Source organism: uncultured Roseibium sp. (genome assembly GCF_947496995.1).
Classification (GTDB): domain Bacteria; phylum Pseudomonadota; class Alphaproteobacteria; order Rhizobiales; family Stappiaceae; genus Roseibium.
On sequence record NZ_CANMFD010000006.1, the window covers coordinates 17,960 to 35,549 of the forward strand.

General features: G+C 59.1%; 16 protein-coding genes. 2 read left to right on the top strand and 14 right to left on the bottom strand.

What is annotated here, in order from left to right; genetic code table 11:
• Nucleotides 1-287: 287 nt before the first annotated feature.
• Complete coding sequence (acs, locus tag Q1B40_RS21245; protein WP_299819219.1) at nucleotides 288-2,222, top strand: acetate--CoA ligase; 1,935 nt, start codon at nucleotides 288-290, stop codon at nucleotides 2,220-2,222.
• 91 nt (nucleotides 2,223-2,313) lie between these two features.
• Here the strand turns inward: acs and Q1B40_RS21250 are convergent, their stop codons facing one another.
• The 5 genes from Q1B40_RS21250 to trmD form a co-directional block, all read right to left on the bottom strand.
• The gene (locus Q1B40_RS21250) at nucleotides 2,314-3,729 is read right to left on the bottom strand and encodes a TadE/TadG family type IV pilus assembly protein (RefSeq protein WP_299819223.1); all 1,416 of its coding nucleotides are present in this window, start codon (nucleotides 3,727-3,729) and stop codon (nucleotides 2,314-2,316) included.
• Nucleotides 3,730-3,972: 243 nt separating this feature from the next.
• The gene (locus Q1B40_RS21255; RefSeq protein WP_299819226.1) at nucleotides 3,973-4,530 is read right to left on the bottom strand and encodes an HNH endonuclease; all 558 of its coding nucleotides are present in this window, start codon (nucleotides 4,528-4,530) and stop codon (nucleotides 3,973-3,975) included.
• Between the two features lie 391 nt (nucleotides 4,531-4,921).
• The gene (gene leuC / locus Q1B40_RS21260) at nucleotides 4,922-6,334 is read right to left on the bottom strand and encodes a 3-isopropylmalate dehydratase large subunit (protein ID WP_299819229.1); all 1,413 of its coding nucleotides are present in this window, start codon (nucleotides 6,332-6,334) and stop codon (nucleotides 4,922-4,924) included.
• A 264-nt stretch (nucleotides 6,335-6,598) separates the two neighbouring features.
• Nucleotides 6,599-7,069 carry a 50S ribosomal protein L19 gene (gene rplS, locus Q1B40_RS21265; RefSeq protein WP_299819232.1) on the bottom strand — a complete coding sequence of 157 codons (471 nt, stop codon included), beginning with the start codon at nucleotides 7,067-7,069 and terminating at the stop codon, nucleotides 6,599-6,601.
• A gap of 223 nt (nucleotides 7,070-7,292) precedes the next feature.
• Entirely contained in the window at nucleotides 7,293-8,003 is a 711-nt protein-coding gene (gene trmD / locus Q1B40_RS21270; RefSeq protein WP_299819236.1) for a tRNA (guanosine(37)-N1)-methyltransferase TrmD, read from the bottom strand.
• A 226-nt stretch (nucleotides 8,004-8,229) separates the two neighbouring features.
• On the opposite strand from trmD, the gene Q1B40_RS21275 reads away from it, so the two are divergent.
• Nucleotides 8,230-8,751: an antibiotic resistance protein VanZ gene (locus tag Q1B40_RS21275; RefSeq protein WP_299819239.1), complete on the top strand. Its 522-nt coding sequence runs from the start codon at nucleotides 8,230-8,232 to the stop codon at nucleotides 8,749-8,751.
• Here Q1B40_RS21275 and rimM read toward each other — a convergent pair.
• The 9 genes from rimM to dctP form a co-directional block, all read right to left on the bottom strand.
• Complete coding sequence (gene rimM / locus Q1B40_RS21280) at nucleotides 8,712-9,254, bottom strand: ribosome maturation factor RimM (RefSeq protein WP_299819242.1); 543 nt, start codon at nucleotides 9,252-9,254, stop codon at nucleotides 8,712-8,714. The two genes, Q1B40_RS21275 and rimM, sit on opposite strands and share 40 nt — an antisense overlap.
• Before the next feature lie 87 nt (nucleotides 9,255-9,341).
• Nucleotides 9,342-9,758 carry a 30S ribosomal protein S16 gene (rpsP, locus tag Q1B40_RS21285; protein WP_299819245.1) on the bottom strand — a complete coding sequence of 139 codons (417 nt, stop codon included), beginning with the start codon at nucleotides 9,756-9,758 and terminating at the stop codon, nucleotides 9,342-9,344.
• Between the two features lie 18 nt (nucleotides 9,759-9,776).
• Complete coding sequence (locus Q1B40_RS21290; protein ID WP_068408777.1) at nucleotides 9,777-10,061, bottom strand: chorismate mutase; 285 nt, start codon at nucleotides 10,059-10,061, stop codon at nucleotides 9,777-9,779.
• Between the two features lie 41 nt (nucleotides 10,062-10,102).
• Nucleotides 10,103-11,662 carry a signal recognition particle protein gene (gene ffh, locus Q1B40_RS21295; RefSeq protein WP_299819248.1) on the bottom strand — a complete coding sequence of 520 codons (1,560 nt, stop codon included), beginning with the start codon at nucleotides 11,660-11,662 and terminating at the stop codon, nucleotides 10,103-10,105.
• A 269-nt stretch (nucleotides 11,663-11,931) separates the two neighbouring features.
• The gene (gene cueO, locus Q1B40_RS21300) at nucleotides 11,932-13,512 is read right to left on the bottom strand and encodes a multicopper oxidase CueO (RefSeq protein ID WP_299819251.1); all 1,581 of its coding nucleotides are present in this window, start codon (nucleotides 13,510-13,512) and stop codon (nucleotides 11,932-11,934) included.
• A 180-nt stretch (nucleotides 13,513-13,692) separates the two neighbouring features.
• On the bottom strand, nucleotides 13,693-14,562 hold the full coding sequence (locus Q1B40_RS21305) for an isocitrate lyase/PEP mutase family protein (RefSeq protein ID WP_299819254.1): 870 nt from the start codon (nucleotides 14,560-14,562) through the stop codon (nucleotides 13,693-13,695).
• 12 nt (nucleotides 14,563-14,574) lie between these two features.
• The gene (locus Q1B40_RS21310) at nucleotides 14,575-15,846 is read right to left on the bottom strand and encodes a TRAP transporter large permease (RefSeq protein WP_299819257.1); all 1,272 of its coding nucleotides are present in this window, start codon (nucleotides 15,844-15,846) and stop codon (nucleotides 14,575-14,577) included.
• Nucleotides 15,843-16,352 (bottom strand): TRAP transporter small permease, encoded by a 510-nt coding sequence (locus tag Q1B40_RS21315; protein WP_299819260.1) that lies wholly within the window; start codon nucleotides 16,350-16,352, stop codon nucleotides 15,843-15,845. Before Q1B40_RS21315 ends, Q1B40_RS21310 begins: the two co-directional genes overlap by 4 nt.
• A gap of 116 nt (nucleotides 16,353-16,468) precedes the next feature.
• Nucleotides 16,469-17,461: a TRAP transporter substrate-binding protein DctP gene (dctP, locus tag Q1B40_RS21320; protein WP_299819263.1), complete on the bottom strand. Its 993-nt coding sequence runs from the start codon at nucleotides 17,459-17,461 to the stop codon at nucleotides 16,469-16,471.
• Nucleotides 17,462-17,590 lie beyond the last annotated feature (129 nt).

Sequence of the window (17,590 nt, forward strand, 5' to 3'; positions counted from 1 at the left end):
CGCGGTGCTTTCCGGCTCAGGCTACCGGCATCGCGGCCGAACTTTTTTCAACTGCCGATGGCTGCAATTTGATCTACAGCATTTTGCATACAGTTGAATACATATAGGGTGTTTTCACTGTCCAAGATCTTTTTGGGGTCTAGACCAAAGACTCGCCGACTAAAGTACCAATTCTTGGTTCTGGACGCTTTATGGGGCCATACGCATAATGGCCGCCGACAAAACAGGTCAGCGTTGAAGGTATCCGTCCGTCGCTGATCGCATTGTGGTTTCTGGGAGGTTCTCACATGTCAGACTCAGTTTTTCCCGTTCCCGCGGAGGTTGCCGCCCGGGCGCATGTCGACAATGCCAAATATCTTGAGATGTACCAGCGCTCCGAGAAAGACCCGGACGGCTTCTGGGGCGAACACGGCAAGCGGATCGATTGGATCAAGCCCTATACCAAGGTGAAAAACACCTCCTACGATTACCATGACGTGTCGATCAAATGGTACGAGGACGGCACGCTGAACGTGTCCGCCAACTGTGTCGACCGGCATCTGGAAAAACGTGGCGACCAGCCGGCCATTATCTGGGAAGGCGATGATCCGAACGAAAGCAAGGTCATCACCTACAAGCAGCTTCATCACGAGGTGAACAAATTCGCCAACGTCCTGCACGGCCAGGGCGTCAAGAAAGGCGACCGCGTCACCATCTATCTGCCGATGATCCCCGAAGCGGCCTACGCCATGCTGGCATGCGCCCGCATCGGTGCCGTTCATTCAATCGTGTTCGGCGGCTTTTCCCCGGACAGCCTTGCCCAGCGCATCGAAGGCTGCAAATCCGAGTGTGTCATCACGGCCGACGAAGGCCTGCGCGGTGGCCGCAAGGTGCCGCTCAAGGCCAATGTCGACAAGGCAGTGGAAAAAGCACCGGTCAAAAGCGTGATCGTCGTCAATCGCACCGGCGGTGACGTCACCATGAAGGAAGGCCGCGACGTCTGGTACCATGAAGAAGCCGACCGGGTTTCAGATCACTGTGCCCCTGTCGAGATGAATGCCGAAGATCCGCTGTTCATTCTCTATACCTCCGGCTCCACCGGTCAGCCCAAGGGCGTGGTCCATACCTCCGGCGGGTATCTCGTCTACGCATCCATGACCCATGAATATGTCTTCGATTACCATGAAGGCGATGTCTACTGGTGCACGGCAGACGTGGGCTGGGTCACGGGACACAGCTACATCGTCTATGGTCCGCTCGCCAATGGTGCGACAACACTGATGTTCGAGGGTGTTCCGACCTATCCGGGACCGGGCCGCTTCTGGGAAGTCTGCGACAAGCACAACGTCAACATCTTCTACACCGCGCCGACAGCCATCCGCGCTCTGATGGGCGCGGGCAACGAACATGTCACCGCCACCTCGCGCAAGTCCCTTCGCCTGCTGGGATCGGTGGGTGAACCGATCAACCCCGAAGCCTGGAACTGGTATTACAACGTCGTCGGCGAGAAGCGCTGCCCGATCGTAGATACCTGGTGGCAGACCGAAACCGGCGGCATCCTGATCACGCCGCTGCCGGGCGCGACCGACTTGAAACCCGGGTCCGCCACCCGCCCGTTCTTTGGCGTGCAGCCGGCGATCGTCGATGCGGAGGGCAAGTTCCTGGAAGGCGCTGTCGAAGGCAATCTGGTGATCAAGGACAGCTGGCCCGGCCAGATGCGCACCGTCTATGGCGACCACGAGAGGTTCGTCCAGACCTATTTCGCCACCTACAAGGGGCTGTACTTCACCGGGGACGGCTGCCGCCGCGACGAGGATGGCTATTACTGGATTACCGGACGCGTCGATGACGTGATCAACGTTTCCGGTCACAGGATGGGCACGGCGGAAGTCGAGAGCGCGCTGGTCGCGCATCCGAAGGTTTCCGAAGCCGCGGTGGTCGGCTACCCGCACGACATCAAGGGGCAGGGCATCTACGCCTATGTCACCCTGATGGAGGGAGAAGAGCCGACGGACGAACTGAAAAAGGAACTGGTGAAGCACGTGCGCTCGGAAATCGGCCCGATCGCCTCACCGGACCTGATCCAGTTCTCACCCGGCCTGCCGAAAACCCGCTCCGGCAAGATCATGCGCCGTATTCTGCGCAAGATCGCGGAAGACAGCTTCGACAACCTCGGTGACACGTCAACACTTGCCGATCCCGCTGTTGTCGACGACCTGATCGACAACCGGCAGAACCGCTGACACCGGCTTCGACTTGAAAGACGAAGGCCTGCCGGTTCGGCAGGCCTTTTTTTGGCTACCGTCAATCGCATTTAAGATCAGTTGGCGCAGACTATTTGGACAGGTAGATCTGCTGAATCCTTCGGGCGATGTTTGAAAAATCGTCGATGAGATCTTCAGCGCTCGTCGCCTGGTGGTAATTGCCCTCGCTGGCGCAATACTGCATGTTCTTTGCACCAGCCGAGTTGTTGTTATTGCCGAAATAGACACCGAATATCTCGATACCTGCCGCTTTCATCCCATCGCAGAGTTCCCGGGAAGCCGTGGAAGATTCATTGGAATAGCTCTCGCTCTCGCTTTTCTCCCGCCATTCCTTGACGTCGACCTCTTGATAATTTCTGCAACTGCTACGCCTCCAACGCGTGCATTGCCATTCCGTCTCGATGAACTCGTAATACCGGTTGTTGTCGCCATCCGTCATGATAACGGCGAACTTGAGAACGTCCTCATTGTCATAGGCTTCGCCGACGCTTCCCGTCGGCCAGACATCGGCGTAATTCGGCGACAGGCTGTTCCAGCCCCAGGTGATGCCTGTCTGACCGGCGGTACCGCCGTTGTCATCCAGATCGTCAATCGCATTCATGAGTGTCCTGCGGTTCGAGGTAAGCGGAATCATTTCAGAATCCTTCGAACAGCTGTTTGTGCCCCCCCCGTAAAACGTGCCTTTCGGCGGGGGCGAGCTTTCATCGTAATAGTCGTAGGAATCATCTGTGTATCTGACGTCATATTCTTCGGACCCGTCGTCGTAGTCCTGACGCTCGGTGACACAGACGCTGCCGTCCGAATACCCGTAGGCCTCACCCTTTACCTTGTCGGCATAGTCTCCGAGATTGACGCCCTGGCTGTAGGGAACCAGGGAAATCCGGACCTTACTGTCATCTTCGTCGAGATCTTCCGGAATGAGAATATTGACAAGGCTGGTGGATGCGGTGCGAAGCGTATCCATATCGGAGGACATCGAACCCGTCACATCCACCACCAGCGCCAGTTCCACGTCAAACCTGGAAAAGGTAACCTGGGCCGTGGTGCTGAAGGCAAAGAACGCAGGGCCGAGGTTCTCTTTCATATACCCGCCTAGGTCCACGAAATAGTTGTTCAGGGTCGCTGACGACGTAACCGTCACAAGTCCGTTTTCCGTGTCGACAACGAATTCGAGATTTTCAATCGCCTCTTCCAGAAAACCCTCACCGTCGAGGTTGGCTCTGAACGAATCTGTCAGGGCGGCCCGTATGTCATCGTCATCCATGAGGGACGTGGACAGCTCCGCGGCAACCGACAGCGCCGCTGAATCGAGAGCGTAAGACAGCTTCTCCCGGGCGTTCACGGACCGGGAAACATCCACGGCGGCTCCCATGATCACGATCATGAGGATGACCATGATTCCGAAGAGCGGCAACACGGCACCGTCCCGATCCGCGCCGAAGCGCTTCAGGTGGTTCCGGACCAAATTGAAAGTGACGTTGAACATATCTGCCTCACGGTAAGAAGAGACAGTTATTACAAAAAGGTACCTATTGTCTTAAGCGGAACTTAGGTAATTTATTAACAAGAAGTTAACTTCTGCGAAAGTTATCCATAAAACTCCAGAGATCCTCTCGGAAATAGTCTGAAATCAACGACCGGTCGAAACAGCGCGCAAGAAAAAATTCAGGGACATCATCGGACCGGTGCCTGCCGCGCACGGGCATGAACTGCCCACTTCCGCGCGATCTCACGGTTCCAGTTCGGTATCCCAATAGAGAAAATCGAGCCAGCTTTCGTGAAGATAGTTGGGCGGGAAACCGCGGCCGTTGTTGTGCAGGTCCTGAATGGTCGGCTGAAACGGCATATGCATCGGCCACATGTTCAGCTGCTTGCACGACTTGTTGGATTTGCGCAGGTTGCAGGGCGAACAGGCCGTGATGACATTGTCCCAGGTGGTCAACCCGCCTTTTGAGCGTGGAACAAGGTGGTCAAAGGTCAGCTCTTCCTTGGAGCTGCAATACTGGCACTGAAATTTGTCGCGAAGAAAAACGTTGAAGCGGGTAAAGGCAGGATATCGGCTGGGTTTGACGAAGGTCTTGAGCGAGACGACGCTGGGCAATCGGAATTCGAAGCTCGGACTTCGGACCGCGACGTCATATTCAGAAACGATGTTCACCCGATCCAGAAACACCGCCTTTATGGTGTCCTGCCAGGACCACAAAGACAATGGATAGTAACTCAAAGGCCGGTAATCCGCATTGAGCACCAACGCCGGATGGGCTCCCGACGAAACCGCTATCGTCACCTTCCGCTCCTCAAACCGTGAGCACCCCGCATTCGCATGAATACGATCCGGATGCTCTCACACCTCATGCCTGATCAACGCAAGCTCTCCAGTGGTCCCACCTGAAAGCCGGGTCGATCTTGCCGGAATTTCCGTCGTCCGGTCAATTGGACAGCGGAAAATGTCCTTTTGTGACGGAAGTATTGTAGTGCCGAGGTGACAGTCTTGTGAAGCCCGGTTGAATCATTTCTGACATCGATCGCCGAAGAGGGGAGGCCGGCAATTGTGTTTTGGTAAAGCTCTGAATCATTTAGCCAAAAAGAGAAATCCCGACGTCAAGGCAAAGAAATTGCGCGCATAAAGCAGAAGGGCGCCCGCAGGCGCCCTTCAAAATTCCGGTTGCCGTCCCGAATCAGTTGACGGTCCAGTCGCGGATGTCGACGAAGTGACCTGCGATCGCCGCCGCCGCCGCCATGGCAGGAGAAACGAGGTGCGTCCGGCCCTTGTGGCCCTGCCGGCCCTCGAAATTCCGGTTGGAGGTTGATGCACAGCGCTCGCCGGGCTTCAGCTTGTCGGCATTCATCGCCAGGCACATGGAACACCCGGGCTCGCGCCATTCGAAACCGGCGTTCTTGAAGATCACGTCCAGACCTTCCTCTTCGGCCTGTTCCTTCACCAGGCCGGAGCCAGGCACCACCATGGCGCTCACACCTGCTGCAACCTTGTGATTGCCGATCACGGCTGCCGCCGCGCGCAGGTCTTCGATACGTCCGTTGGTGCACGAGCCGATGAATGCCCGGTCGATCCGGATATCCGTGATTTTGGTACCCGGCTCGAGACCCATGTATTCCAGAGCCCGCTTCTTGGAGGCGCGGCGGTTCTCGTCGTCGATTTCATCCGGGTTCGGCACGACACCTTCCACGGAAACGACGTCTTCCGGAGAAGACCCCCAGGAAACGATCGGCGGCAGCTTGGCCGCGTCCAGTTCCACGACCTTGTCGAAATAGGCGTCCGCATCCGAATGCAGGGTTTTCCAGTAGGTCAGCGCCATGTCCAGGGCTTCGCCCTTGGGAGCCTTTGGCCGGCCCTTGATATAGTTGAAGGTGACTTCGTCCGGTGCGATGAGACCGGCACGGGCACCGGCTTCGATGGACATGTTGCAGACCGTCATTCGGCCTTCCATCGACAGGGACCGGATGGCTTCGCCGGCATATTCGATGACGTAACCGGTTCCGCCTGCGGTTCCGATCTCGCCGATGATCGCCAGAACGATATCCTTTGCGGTCACGCCGTCCGGAATCTGTCCGTCGACCTTCACCAGCATGTTCTTTGCTTTTTTCTGGATCAGCGTCTGCGTGGCCAGCACATGTTCGACTTCGGACGTGCCGATACCATGCGCCAGGGAACCGAAAGCCCCGTGGGTGGATGTATGGCTGTCGCCGCATACGATGGTCATGCCCGGCAGGGTGAACCCCTGTTCCGGTCCGATAATGTGAACCACGCCCTGGCGCATATCGAGTTCGGAGTAATATTCGACGCCGAATTCAGCCGCGTTTTTGGCAAGGGTTTCCACCTGCAGCGCGGATTCGGGATCGTCGATACCATGGCTGCGGTCCGTGGTCGGAACGTTGTGATCGACAACCGCCAGGGTTTTCTGGGGTTGCCGCACCTTTCGGCCGGTCATGCGCAGACCTTCGAAGGCCTGCGGACTGGTGACTTCATGCACCAGGTGGCGATCGATATAGAGCAGGCCGGTGCCGTCCGGCTGCATGTCGACCACGTGGTCGTCCCAGATTTTGTCGTAAAGCGTCCGTGCCTTGACCATGGGTCTCTCCTCACTCCGTCCGGTTCGGCCGCGCCGTTTGTCACAGCGATCGCATTCGGCCTGCACGCCTGCCGCCATTTGGAACGGCAGAACGGCATTTAGTAGAATTCAGATAGTGAATGACGCAGCTCCGCATCAAGGTCAAGCATTGCGAGTTGAGCTGAATTCAACTGCGATTGACCGCCCGCTGCGTCTGTCATGCCGGCAGATATCAAAAAGGCGGCCACAAGGACCGCCTTTCGAAACCGGAATTGCCGCGTGGGCTTATTCGGCTGCGGTCTCTGCAGCTTCCTGCTCGGCCTTTTTCGCTTCGGCCTTGGCAACCTTGACAGCAGTGGCTTCGGCGCGAACTTCATCGTTGAGCCGCTTGGAGCGCACATTGGTGTTTTCGACGATACGTGCGGACTTACCGCGACGGTCACGCAGATAGTAGAGTTTCGCACGGCGGACCTTACCGCGGCGAACAACCTCAACACCTTCCAGCATCGGTGAGAAGATCGGGAACACACGTTCCACGCCTTCACCGTAGGAAATCTTGCGGACCGTGAAGCTTTCGTTGATGCCGCCGCCGGAGCGGGCGATGCAGACGCCTTCGTAAGCCTGGGTACGGGTACGGGTACCTTCAGTGACCTTCACGTTGACGCGAACGGTGTCACCCGGCGAAAATTCCGGCAGCTTGCGCTGCTCTTCGATTTTCGCCATTTCGTCGGCATTCAGCTGCTCGATGATATTCATGGCATGTTTCCCTTTTCATTTACAAAGCGGTCAGAGCGTTCTCCGAAAGTCAGGGAACGAATTCACCAGCTCTGGGCCATGTTGCATATCCGCCGGATTTTCATGAGATTTCCGGAAATTCCGGAGCCCATTGTCGAAAAGCAGTCCCCCTGAAAAGAGACACAGCTTCTCCCAGCTTCCGCGGGCGTATACAGGAGTTATCCGCAATTGTCATGCGGATTCTTCAATCCACGTCGTCCTCGTCCGTCATATAGGCTTCCCACAGATCCGGTCGACGTTCGCGGGTGAGGCGTTCGGCTTCCGCCATGCGCCACTCGTGGATCTTGCCGTGATTGCCGGACGTCAGCACCTGCGGAATGGACAGGCCCTCGAAGTCGGCAGGACGGGTATAATGCGGATGTTCCAGCAATCCCGTCTCAAAGCTCTCCGTCTCGGCGCTTTCCATGTTGCCCATCACCCCGGGGATCAGCCGGACGACCGCGTCGAGCAGGGTGATCGCGGCGATTTCGCCTCCGGAAAGAATATAATCGCCGATGGAAACCTCCTCCAGGCCGCGCGCATCGATGACGCGCTGGTCCACCCCCTCGAACCGGCCGCAGATGATCACCGCGCCGGGCCCTTCCGCAAGTTCATGCGCCCGGGCCTGGGTGAAGGGTATACCGCGCGGGCTCATCAACAGTCTGGGACGCGGATCACCGGCGGGCGAGGTTGCATCGATCGCCTTTGCCAGTATGTCCGCCCTCAGAACCATCCCGGCGCCGCCACCGGCAGGAGTGTCGTCCACGGAACGATGCCTGTCCGTGGCGAAATCGCGGATCTGGCTGGCCTCCAGCCGCCACAGATCCTTCTCAAGCGCCCGCCCGGAGAGACTGTGTCCGAGAGGCCCCGGAAACATGTCCGGATAAAGCGTCAGAACTGATGCTGAGAAGGTCATGATTGTCCCTGCCGATAATCGCGCGCCGGTATTTCATTCCGGTCCTGGACCGGTTTAACCCCGGTAGAGCCTCTTGTCTGCGTCCGATTGAAAGCAGCCAGCGCTAGGAAATTGTTAACCAGACTGGCAAAAGGGCGTCCGATCAACAGGTTATTTGCCGAAGAGAAAGTTCTGATTAAGGGTCGGCGTGCGATTATCGGGGAGTGATTCAACCGGATATACCACTGTGGTCAAACTCCCTTCATTGCGCGTGAAGCTCCCTGCCTTTTTACAGGACCGGATCGACCGGCATTATCTGGACATTTCCTTCAGCCGGGTCGCACCGCTGGCCATTCTGATCACCTTCGGCATCCTGGTCGGGCTGGTGTTCAACACCGGTGTCGGTCATCCATACGACAAGGTCATTCATATCGGGTTTTTCGCCCTGCTGACCCTGAGCATCCATGCCCTGTTCTGCTGCCGCTTGCGTATTTCGGCCGTCCTGGCCTTCGGCATGGGGATCGCGGGCGAAATTGTTCAAGGGCTGCTGCCGCATCACGAAATGTCGCTGCCGGATACTGTCGCAAACGGCGTCGGGGTGGCGATGGTTGTTGCGCTGATCGCCCTCATCCGTTCGGAGAAAAGGCAGGCCGTTCAGGATGAACCGGCGGAAGAATTGAATCTGGATCAGATGGGACTTGAACCGGTGCCGACACGCTATTTCTCCGGTCAGTCTTCGGACGGTTCCCGCTCGCCTTCGGAAAAATAGTTTTCCGGCAGAACCACATTCAGCCGTTTTTCCGCAAGACTGACTTCCGGCACGAACTCCCTGGTGAACGGGATGTAGAATGTCCCGCCCCGCCTCGGGCGGATTTCCAGGAGATCCCCGGCACCGAAGTCCTGCACCGAAATGACTTTCCCAAGCGTCTCACCGGACTGGTCGATCACGGCAAGTCCGTTCAGGTCTGAATAGTAGAATTCGTCTTCCCCGGCCTCGGGAAGCTGGTCCCGGCGGATATAAAGCTCAATGCCGTTCAGCTCTTCCGCCTGGTTCCGATCGACGATCCCCTTGAATTTGGTGATCACGACCGTCTTCTTCGCGCGCGCGCTTTCAACTTCGAAAGAGCGTGCCCCGTCCTTTGTTGTCAGGACGCCATAGTCGGTAAAGGAAAGCGGGTCGTCGCCGAACGGCTTGACCCGGACTTCGCCGCGAATGCCATGGGCCGCACCGATCAGGGCCATCAGAACTTTTTGATCGTCCGATACGCTCATCTCAGCAGATCCCGAAACCTGCCGCGCCCTGAAGGGCGCGGACCGGTTGCTCTTGTAAACAGGTCAATTCGACCATGATCGCTGCGCTTATTCTGCAGCGGCTTCTTCAGCGGCAGGTGCTTCGGGAGCAGCTTCTTCCGCCGGTGCTGCTGCAGCTTCTGCTGCTGCTTCTTCGGCCAGACGCTTGGCTTCAACACGCTCTTTCGCCTTCGCACCCGGCTCGGCTTTCTGCGGGTTGTTGCGCGCTTCGCGCTTCAGGAGGCCTGCGGCATCCAGGAAACGGTGAACACGGTCGGTCGGCTTGGCGCCGGTGCCGAGCCAATACTGAATCCGCTCCACATCGAGCTTGACGCGGTCTTCGGAATCCTTCGGCAGCATCGGGTCGTAGGAACCGACCTTCTCGATGAAGCGGCCATCACGCGGAGCGCGGATGTCTGCAATAACGATGCGGTAATACGGGCGCTTCTTGGAACCGCCACGTGCCAGGCGAATTTTCGTAGCCATGTTGTTTTCTCCAGTTTTTCAGTTGCCGGCTTCAGCGGCAATGGCTTCATGATGCCGGATCACTTCGCGAACGATGAAGTTCAGAAATTTCTCGGCAAAATCAGGATCGAGGTTGGCGTCGGAAGCAAGCTGCCGCAGCCGTTCGATCTGAATCTTTTCCCGCGCCGGGTCGGCCGGCGGCAGGTCGTTGGTTGCTTTCAGGACACCCACTTTCTGGGTGCATCTGAAACGTTCGGCCAGCATGTGGATCAGCGCCGCGTCGATATTGTCGATGGATGCCCTGAGTGCTTTCAGTTCCTCCATCGCCGGGCTTTCACCCAGCCGGGTTTCCGCTTCGCTCATGCTCATCGTTTCTTGCCCTTGCCCATGCCCGGCAGGCCGGGCAGTTTCGGACCGCCGAGGCCCGGAAGACCCGGCATGCCCGGCGGCAGCCCGGCTCCGCCCAGTCCACCGGGAAATCCGCCAGCCATCCCGCCCGGAAGGCCTTTCGGCAATTCCATACCGCCCGGCAACTGGCCGGATTTGGCCATTTCCTCAAGCTCTTTCGGATCGACATCCGGCATACCGCCGCCCATGCCGCCCATCAGCTTGCCGAGCATGCCTTTTTTCTTGCCCATGGACTTCATCATGTCGGCCATCTGGCGATGCATCTTCAGAAGCTTGTTGACTTCGGCCACCTGAACACCGGATCCGGCGGCGATACGCTTCTTGCGGCTCGCCTTCAGAATATCGGGCTTGCGGCGCTCAACAGCCGTCATCGACTGAATGATTGCGACCTGGCGCTTGAACACCTTGTCGTCGATATTCGATGCCTCGATCTGCTTTTTCATTTTGCCGACACCCGGCAGCATGCCCATCATGCCGGCCATGCCGCCAAGTTTTTCCATCTGCTTGAGCTGCTCGGCGAGATCGTCCAGGTCGAATTGACCCTTCTGCATCTTTTTCGCCATCTTCGCGGCCTGCTCCGCATCGATGGCTTCGGCCGCCTTTTCAACCAGCGACACGATATCGCCCATTCCCAGGATGCGGTCGGCAATCCGCTTGGGATGGAAATCTTCCAGCGCGTCGGATTTTTCGCCCGTCCCGATCAGCTTGACCGGCTTGCCCGTCACTGCCTGCATGGAAAGGGCGGCGCCGCCGCGGCCATCACCGTCCATACGAGTGAGCGCGATACCGGTGATGCCGACCCGCTCGTCGAAGCTCTTGGCGAGATTGACAGCGTCCTGACCTGTCAGGGAGTCGGCGACCAGCAGAATTTCATGGGGCTGGGCGGCGGCCTTGACGTCGGCCATCTCCACCATCAGCGGCTCATCGATATGGATGCGGCCGGCGGTATCCAGCATCACCACATCGTAACCGCCGAGCTTGGCTGCGGACATCGACCGTTTGGCGATCTCGACGGGTCCCTGCCCTTCGATGATCGGCAGCGTATCGATACCGTTCTGTTCGCCCAGCACCTTCAGCTGTTCCTGGGCGGCCGGACGGCGGGTGTCCAGCGACGCCATCAGCACCTTGCGCTTGTCGCGCTGGGTAAGACGCCGTGCCAGCTTGGCGGTTGTTGTCGTTTTACCCGAGCCCTGCAGGCCGACCATCATGATCGCCACCGGCGCCGGTGCGTTCAGATCGATCGGCTGGGCTTCTTCACCGAGCATTTCGACAAGCTGGTCGTGAACGATTTTCACGACCATCTGGCCCGGCGTCACGGATTTAACGACTTCCGCGCCGACGGCCCGGTTGCGGACCTTGTCGGTGAAGGACCTTACGATCGGAAGGGCAACGTCAGCCTCGATGAGCGCGCGGCGGATTTCGCGCAGCGCTTCGTTGACGTCATTTTCCGACAGCGCACCGCGGCCGGTGAGCTTGTCGAAAATACCGCTTAATCGATCGGACAGGCTTTCAAACATCAACAGGTCCTCAGGTCGTCATTTTCGGGAGATCTCCCGAATCCATATGGGCGAATGCAGCCTCAAATCCAAGCCGGTCGACCTGCGCAAAGCAGTTTGCCATCCGAGGGCGCATCGCGCTGTCGGATGTTGACCTCCGGGATCTCTTTAACCCTTGCGGGTCCCGGTCGGTGGCTCGAATTGTCAGTCACTCATATGGAGTTCGGGGGTCTATGCCTGAAAGCATAGGGAGAGTCAAGGAAACCCGCCGGATTTTCCGGCAGCATCCGTCACGAAACGGTAAACGCCGCCATCATGCCGGAATCCTCATGTTCCAGGATGTGGCAATGGGCCATGTAGGGTCTGTCCCTGGTTGCCGGATAGTCGAAGCGTACCTGCATCTCGACGGTTCCGCCTTTTGATATCGACGCCGTGTCCTTCCAGCCCGCCATATAGGCCGGAGGCGCCTTTCCGTTTACGGAAACAATCCGGTACTGACAGCCATGCACATGCACCGGATGCTCCATGGCGTCCGTTCCCTCGGAAAATATCCAGCGTTGTTCCCGGTTCATGGCGACGTCGAAATTGACCTGGTCCAGCGCGAAGGATTTTCCGTTGATCGTGTTCGCCGACAACTGAACATCTTTCGGCAGTTTTGGCCCGTCAACCAGAAGTCTGGTTACGGCAGCGGCGATTTCGCCATTGATTTCGCCGTTTTCCATCAGTTTCGGAAGACCGGCCTTCATGAAGATGCCCATGCCTTCCTTGTCCATGTTCATACCGAAGACCAGTTTCTGGGTCTTCGCGTCAGCCGGAAGGTCCGCGAGAGACGGCAGGCTCACCAGGCTGTCGGGCAGCCGGCCCTTCCCATCCTTGTCCTCCGGCCGGAAGGTCATGACCGCCAACGCCTTGTCGAACGGCGGCAGGTTCATGGCCATCTGATCGACGGGAAGCGTCATGAGATCGAAGGCATTGCCATCCCGGGCATCGACCAGCAGCTCGTAGCGTTCGCCCGCATTGACCATCAGATCTTTCAGCTCGACCGGCTCGGACAGCAGACCGCCATCGCTGCCGACCACGAAGAACGACTTGCCGCCTGAAAGGGCCAGCTTGTAGCTGCGGGCGTTCGAACCGTTCAGGATGCGCAGTCGCAACCAGCCCTTGGCGGTACGGGCCTGCGGATAGACGGACCCGTTCACCAGCATGGTGTCCCCCACATAGCCGACCGTGATGGCCGCCATGTTGAAGCGGTGAAAGAACGAACCGTCCTTGTTGAACCTGCGGTCCTGCAGGATGATCGGAATATCGTCCACCCCCCATTCGGACGGCAGCCCCAGCGCATCGGCCTCGTCGTCGTCAATCACGAACAGCCCGGCAAGGCCCTTGATCACCTGTTCGGCGGTCGTGGGATAATAATGCGGATGAAACCAGCATGTCGCCGCGGGCTGATCGATATTCAGCCGGGGCTCCCAGGACGCCCCCGGATGGATAGGCTCCGCCGGACCGCCATCGTCCTTGCCGGGAATTTTCAACCCGTGCCAATGCATGGTGATCGGCTCGTCGAGTTCGTTGCGGACATTCATGGCGACGGTGTCACCCCTGCGGACCCGTATCGCCGGTCCGAGATACGGGCCGTTGATGCCATAAGTCGGCGTTTTCAATCCATCGATGAAACTCATTTCGCCGGCAACGGTACGAAGCGAAATATTGCCTTGTGAATCAGGAAACAGCTGCCGAGGAATGGGCAGGGATGGCCGCTCGGTTGCCGCCCTTGCCATGCCGGTCAGCAGTCCCGGCAGAACAAGCGTGCCCGCCGTCCCCGCGAGAAACGCACGCCGATTGATATTCGGACGGAAAAGAACTGACGGCATCATGCACCCCGAGCTGAACATTGCCCTGGACCAGGATCGTGACATGCAGACCGTTTCGTCCGGCCGGATCGATCTGGAGTCGGAAGGGCGTGACCCTCTCGAGTCTCATGCGTAAAAATTACAATTTTCTTACGTGTTTGCCGTTTCGCGCCCTTGCGAACCCTTGACCTTCCCCCTGGATCAGCGCCGCGAGGTCTCGTAGTGCGCGGACGCTTCGTAATAGTCGTTGAAGCCGATCCTCTGCCGGAGCTCCTTGAAATCCATCAGGTCGGGCGTGCGGTCCTCGTCCGTCTTCAGTTTCTCCAGCGTCGTCACCATTGCCTTCATGGCGCTGGCCATCAGGGTCAGCGGATAGGCGGCGATTGCATATCCGAGTTCCTGAAGCTCCCGGTGAGACAGGTCCGGAGTCTCGCCGCCTTCAACGATATTCGCCATCTTGGGACCCGGAAGCTCCCGGCAGATTTCCGCCATTTCGGCAACGGTCTTCGGCGCTTCGACAAAGAGGATATCCGCGCCGAGCTCCTTGAATTTCGCGGCCCGCGCGATTGCTTCACCAAGCCCGTGGTCATGACGGGCGTCCGTGCGAGCCAGGATCAGGATATCGGCGCCCGCCTCCTTGGCATCCTGTGCCGCCCGGATCCGGTCGAAGGCCTCTTCGCGCGTCACCACCGCCTTGCCGGGCGTATGACCGCATCTTTTCGGCGCGACCTGATCCTCGATCATCACCGCCGCCGCGCCGGCCTTTGCCATTCCGGCGACCGTCCGGCGGACATTCATGGCATTGCCGTATCCCGTATCGCCATCGGCCAGCAGCGGGATCCGCACGGCGTCGGTGATATTCCGTGCCTGATCGAGCACCTCGCCGTAGGACATCAGCCCGAGGTCCGGCTCACCGATCCGAGACGCCGAGGCGGCAAACCCGGACATGAAGGTCAGGTCGAAACCCGCCTGTTCGATCAGCTTTGCGGACAGCGCATCGTAGCAGCACGGCATGACATGAAGCGTGTCTTGCGCCAGCAGGGCGCGGAGAGTTTCGGCCGGAGACGGCATGGTCAGAAAACCTCAGAGTTTGAAGGGGATATACAGCGCCAGGTCAGTCCATACGTAAAGAATGGCCGCCGAGAGCAGCATTATCAGCAGGAACGGCAGCACGCCGCGCGAAACATCCGTCAGGCTGGCCTTGGCAACCGACTGAATGACATAGAGATTGAGCCCGACCGGCGGCGTGATCAGCGCACATTCCACCATAACCACCATGAAAACACCGAACCAGATCGGGTCGAATCCGAGCAGCATCGCAGCGGGCAGCAATACCGGCGTCATGATCAGGACCATGGACAGCGCCTCGAACACGAGCCCCATGATCAGCAGCACGACCGAGACCACCAGGATGAAGCCAAGCTGCGTATCGATGTTCTGGCCGATGAAGACCGAAATCTCCTGCGGAATACGATAGAGCGTGATCGCCTTGCCGAACACCTTGGCGCCGGCGACGATCAGAAGAATGGCAACCGTCGTTGCCATGCTCTCGAAGATCGCCTCGCGGAAACCGGTCCAGCTCAGCCGGCGCATTGCCAGTGTGATCGCCAATGCACCTGCAAGACCGAGTGCGGCTGCCTCCGTCGGCGTCGCGGCACCGGTATAGATCACCCCGATGACATAGGTCGCCAGCAAGACCGACGGCAGGGCCTTCAGCGTCGCCCGGAAGCGTTCGGGCCATCCGGCCGCCGGCTCCGGCGTGAAACCGCCGAACCAGCGCGCATAGATCATGGAAAAGGCGATGAACAGCACCACCAGCAGGATCCCCGGCCCGATACCGGCAAGAAACAGATCCAGCACAGATTGTTCGGTGACGAAGGCATAGACGATCATCGGGATGGAGGGCGGGATCAGAATGCCGAGGGTTCCCCCCGCGGCAAGCAGGCCGTAGACGAACCGCCGCTGATAGCCGCGGCCGATCATTTCCGGTATCGCGACGGTGCCGATAGTCGCGGCCGTGGCGACGGAAGACCCGGAAATCGCGGCGAAGATCCCGCAGGAGATGATCGTGGCAACCGCAAGCCCCCCGGGCCAATGGCCGACCCAGGCATGAACGGCCGCAAACAGGTCCCGGCCGACACCCCCTTTCAGCAGAATGTTCGACATCAGCAGGAACAGCGGCACCGCCAGCAGGATAAAGCCGTCGAGGGTCGACAGGATCGCCTGGGGCGCCATCAGGGGCGAAAATCCGCCCAGCATCAGCAGCGCCAGGCCAAGCCCGCCCAGCGCAAACGCCACCGGCACCCGGATCAGCAACAGCGCAAACAGCGCTACAAGGATGAGCACGACTGTCATGCGGAAACCTCGCCGTCCCGGCTGTTATCAGCGTCGTCATGTCCGCCGGACGCCCGCGTCAGTTCGATCAGCGCCTGCAGGAGCAACAGCGAAAACCCGACCGGGATCGCCAGCTCCGATACCCAGGTCGGCATGTCCAGCATCGAGCCGGTGGTCCGCCCGCGCTCGAAGGAGTCAAGGAAGATGCCGCCGCCCTTCCAGGCGACGAAGGCGCTCAGGAGCGCGACCGCGGCCATCGACAGGATCCGGCAGACCGTCCGCGCCCGAGGGCCCATCCGGTCGGTCACGACATCCACGGCAATGTGGCGGTTGGCCTCGAGCAGCCAGGGCATGGCGATCATGGTTCCCCAGATGAGGCAGAGCTGGGACAGTTCCGCGGCCCAGATCGTCGGGGCGACGAACAGGTATCGCGCCGTGACCTCGTAGGTCAGCATGGCGCCGGCTGCGAAAAACAGCAGCGCCGCGATCCAGGCAAGCGCCTTCAAGAGATGCGAAAAGGTTTTCATGGCATTCCCCGGCACCGGGACCTGCAGCCACCGGAGGGTTCATAAAAGAATAGATGTCGGATGCCGGCGGCGGCCGGAGGGCATCCGGCCGCCGCCAAAAGATGGTGGTATCCGCGTCAGAGTTTTTTCGCCGCGTCCATCACCGTCTTGCCCAGGTCCCCGGACTTTTCGATATAAGCGTCATAAACCGGCTGGCTGACCGCTTGCCAGGCTTCGAGCTCTTCTTCCGTGGGGGAATAGATCGTCATGCCGTTTTTCTCGGCTTCCGCGTAGGCCTCGGCCTCGATCTTGGACATCCGGTCGCGCACATCGGCCTCTGCCTTCAGCGCTGCGGCTTCAATGATCGCCCTGTGCTCTTCCGGCAGCCCGTTCCAGAAATCCGTGTTCACCACGACGATGAACTCGATATCGGCATGATTGGTGACGGTGATCGTATCCATCACCTCCCACAGCTTGCGGGATTTGACACCGGAAACGCCAGTCATGCCGATATCCACCGTGCCGCGCTGATAGGCCAGATACTGCTCGGAGCCGGAAATCAGCGTCGGTGCCCCGTCGGCGGCCGTAACGAAGTCGCCGAGCGTCTTGCCGAAAACGCGTACCTTCTTGCCCTTCATGTCGGCCGGCGTTTTGACCGGACCGTCTTTGGACAACATGATCGCGCCGCCATAGGCCTGCCACCACAACACGGTCGAACCGGTTTCCGCGATGGCTTCGTCGAGCGGACCGCGGACCGGCGAGCCGGGCGCAACGGCCGCGCGCACTTTTTCTTCCGTGTCGAACAGGAAGGGCTGATAGAAAATATCGACCGCGGATACGTCGCCGACATAACGTGTCAGCGAAGCAACGCCCATCTCGATGGCACCGGAGCCGACGGCTGCCGGGACTTCCTTGTCCTTGTAGAGCTGCGCGGAATCGTAGATCTCAACCGCAATGTCGCCGTTCGAGGTCTTCTCCACCTCCTCCTTGAAGAGCTGAAGGTTCTGGCCCAGGTGGCTCGTCAGCGGCAATTGCAGCGAAATACGCAGGGTCGTGTCGGCAGACTGCGCCGAACCGGCCGACAGGCCGAGTGCCACTGCGGCGCCCAGCGCCCAGGAAAATGCTTTCATCTTGTTCCTCCCAAAAGAGCCTTTCGCTTCAGGTACGAAAGTGCTCGGCAGCCACTCTTGCAAAAGCACATTTCATGGTCAATACGGCCGCAAGGACGCGCAACCGGGTAGGCTTGCTGCCTGCCCCGT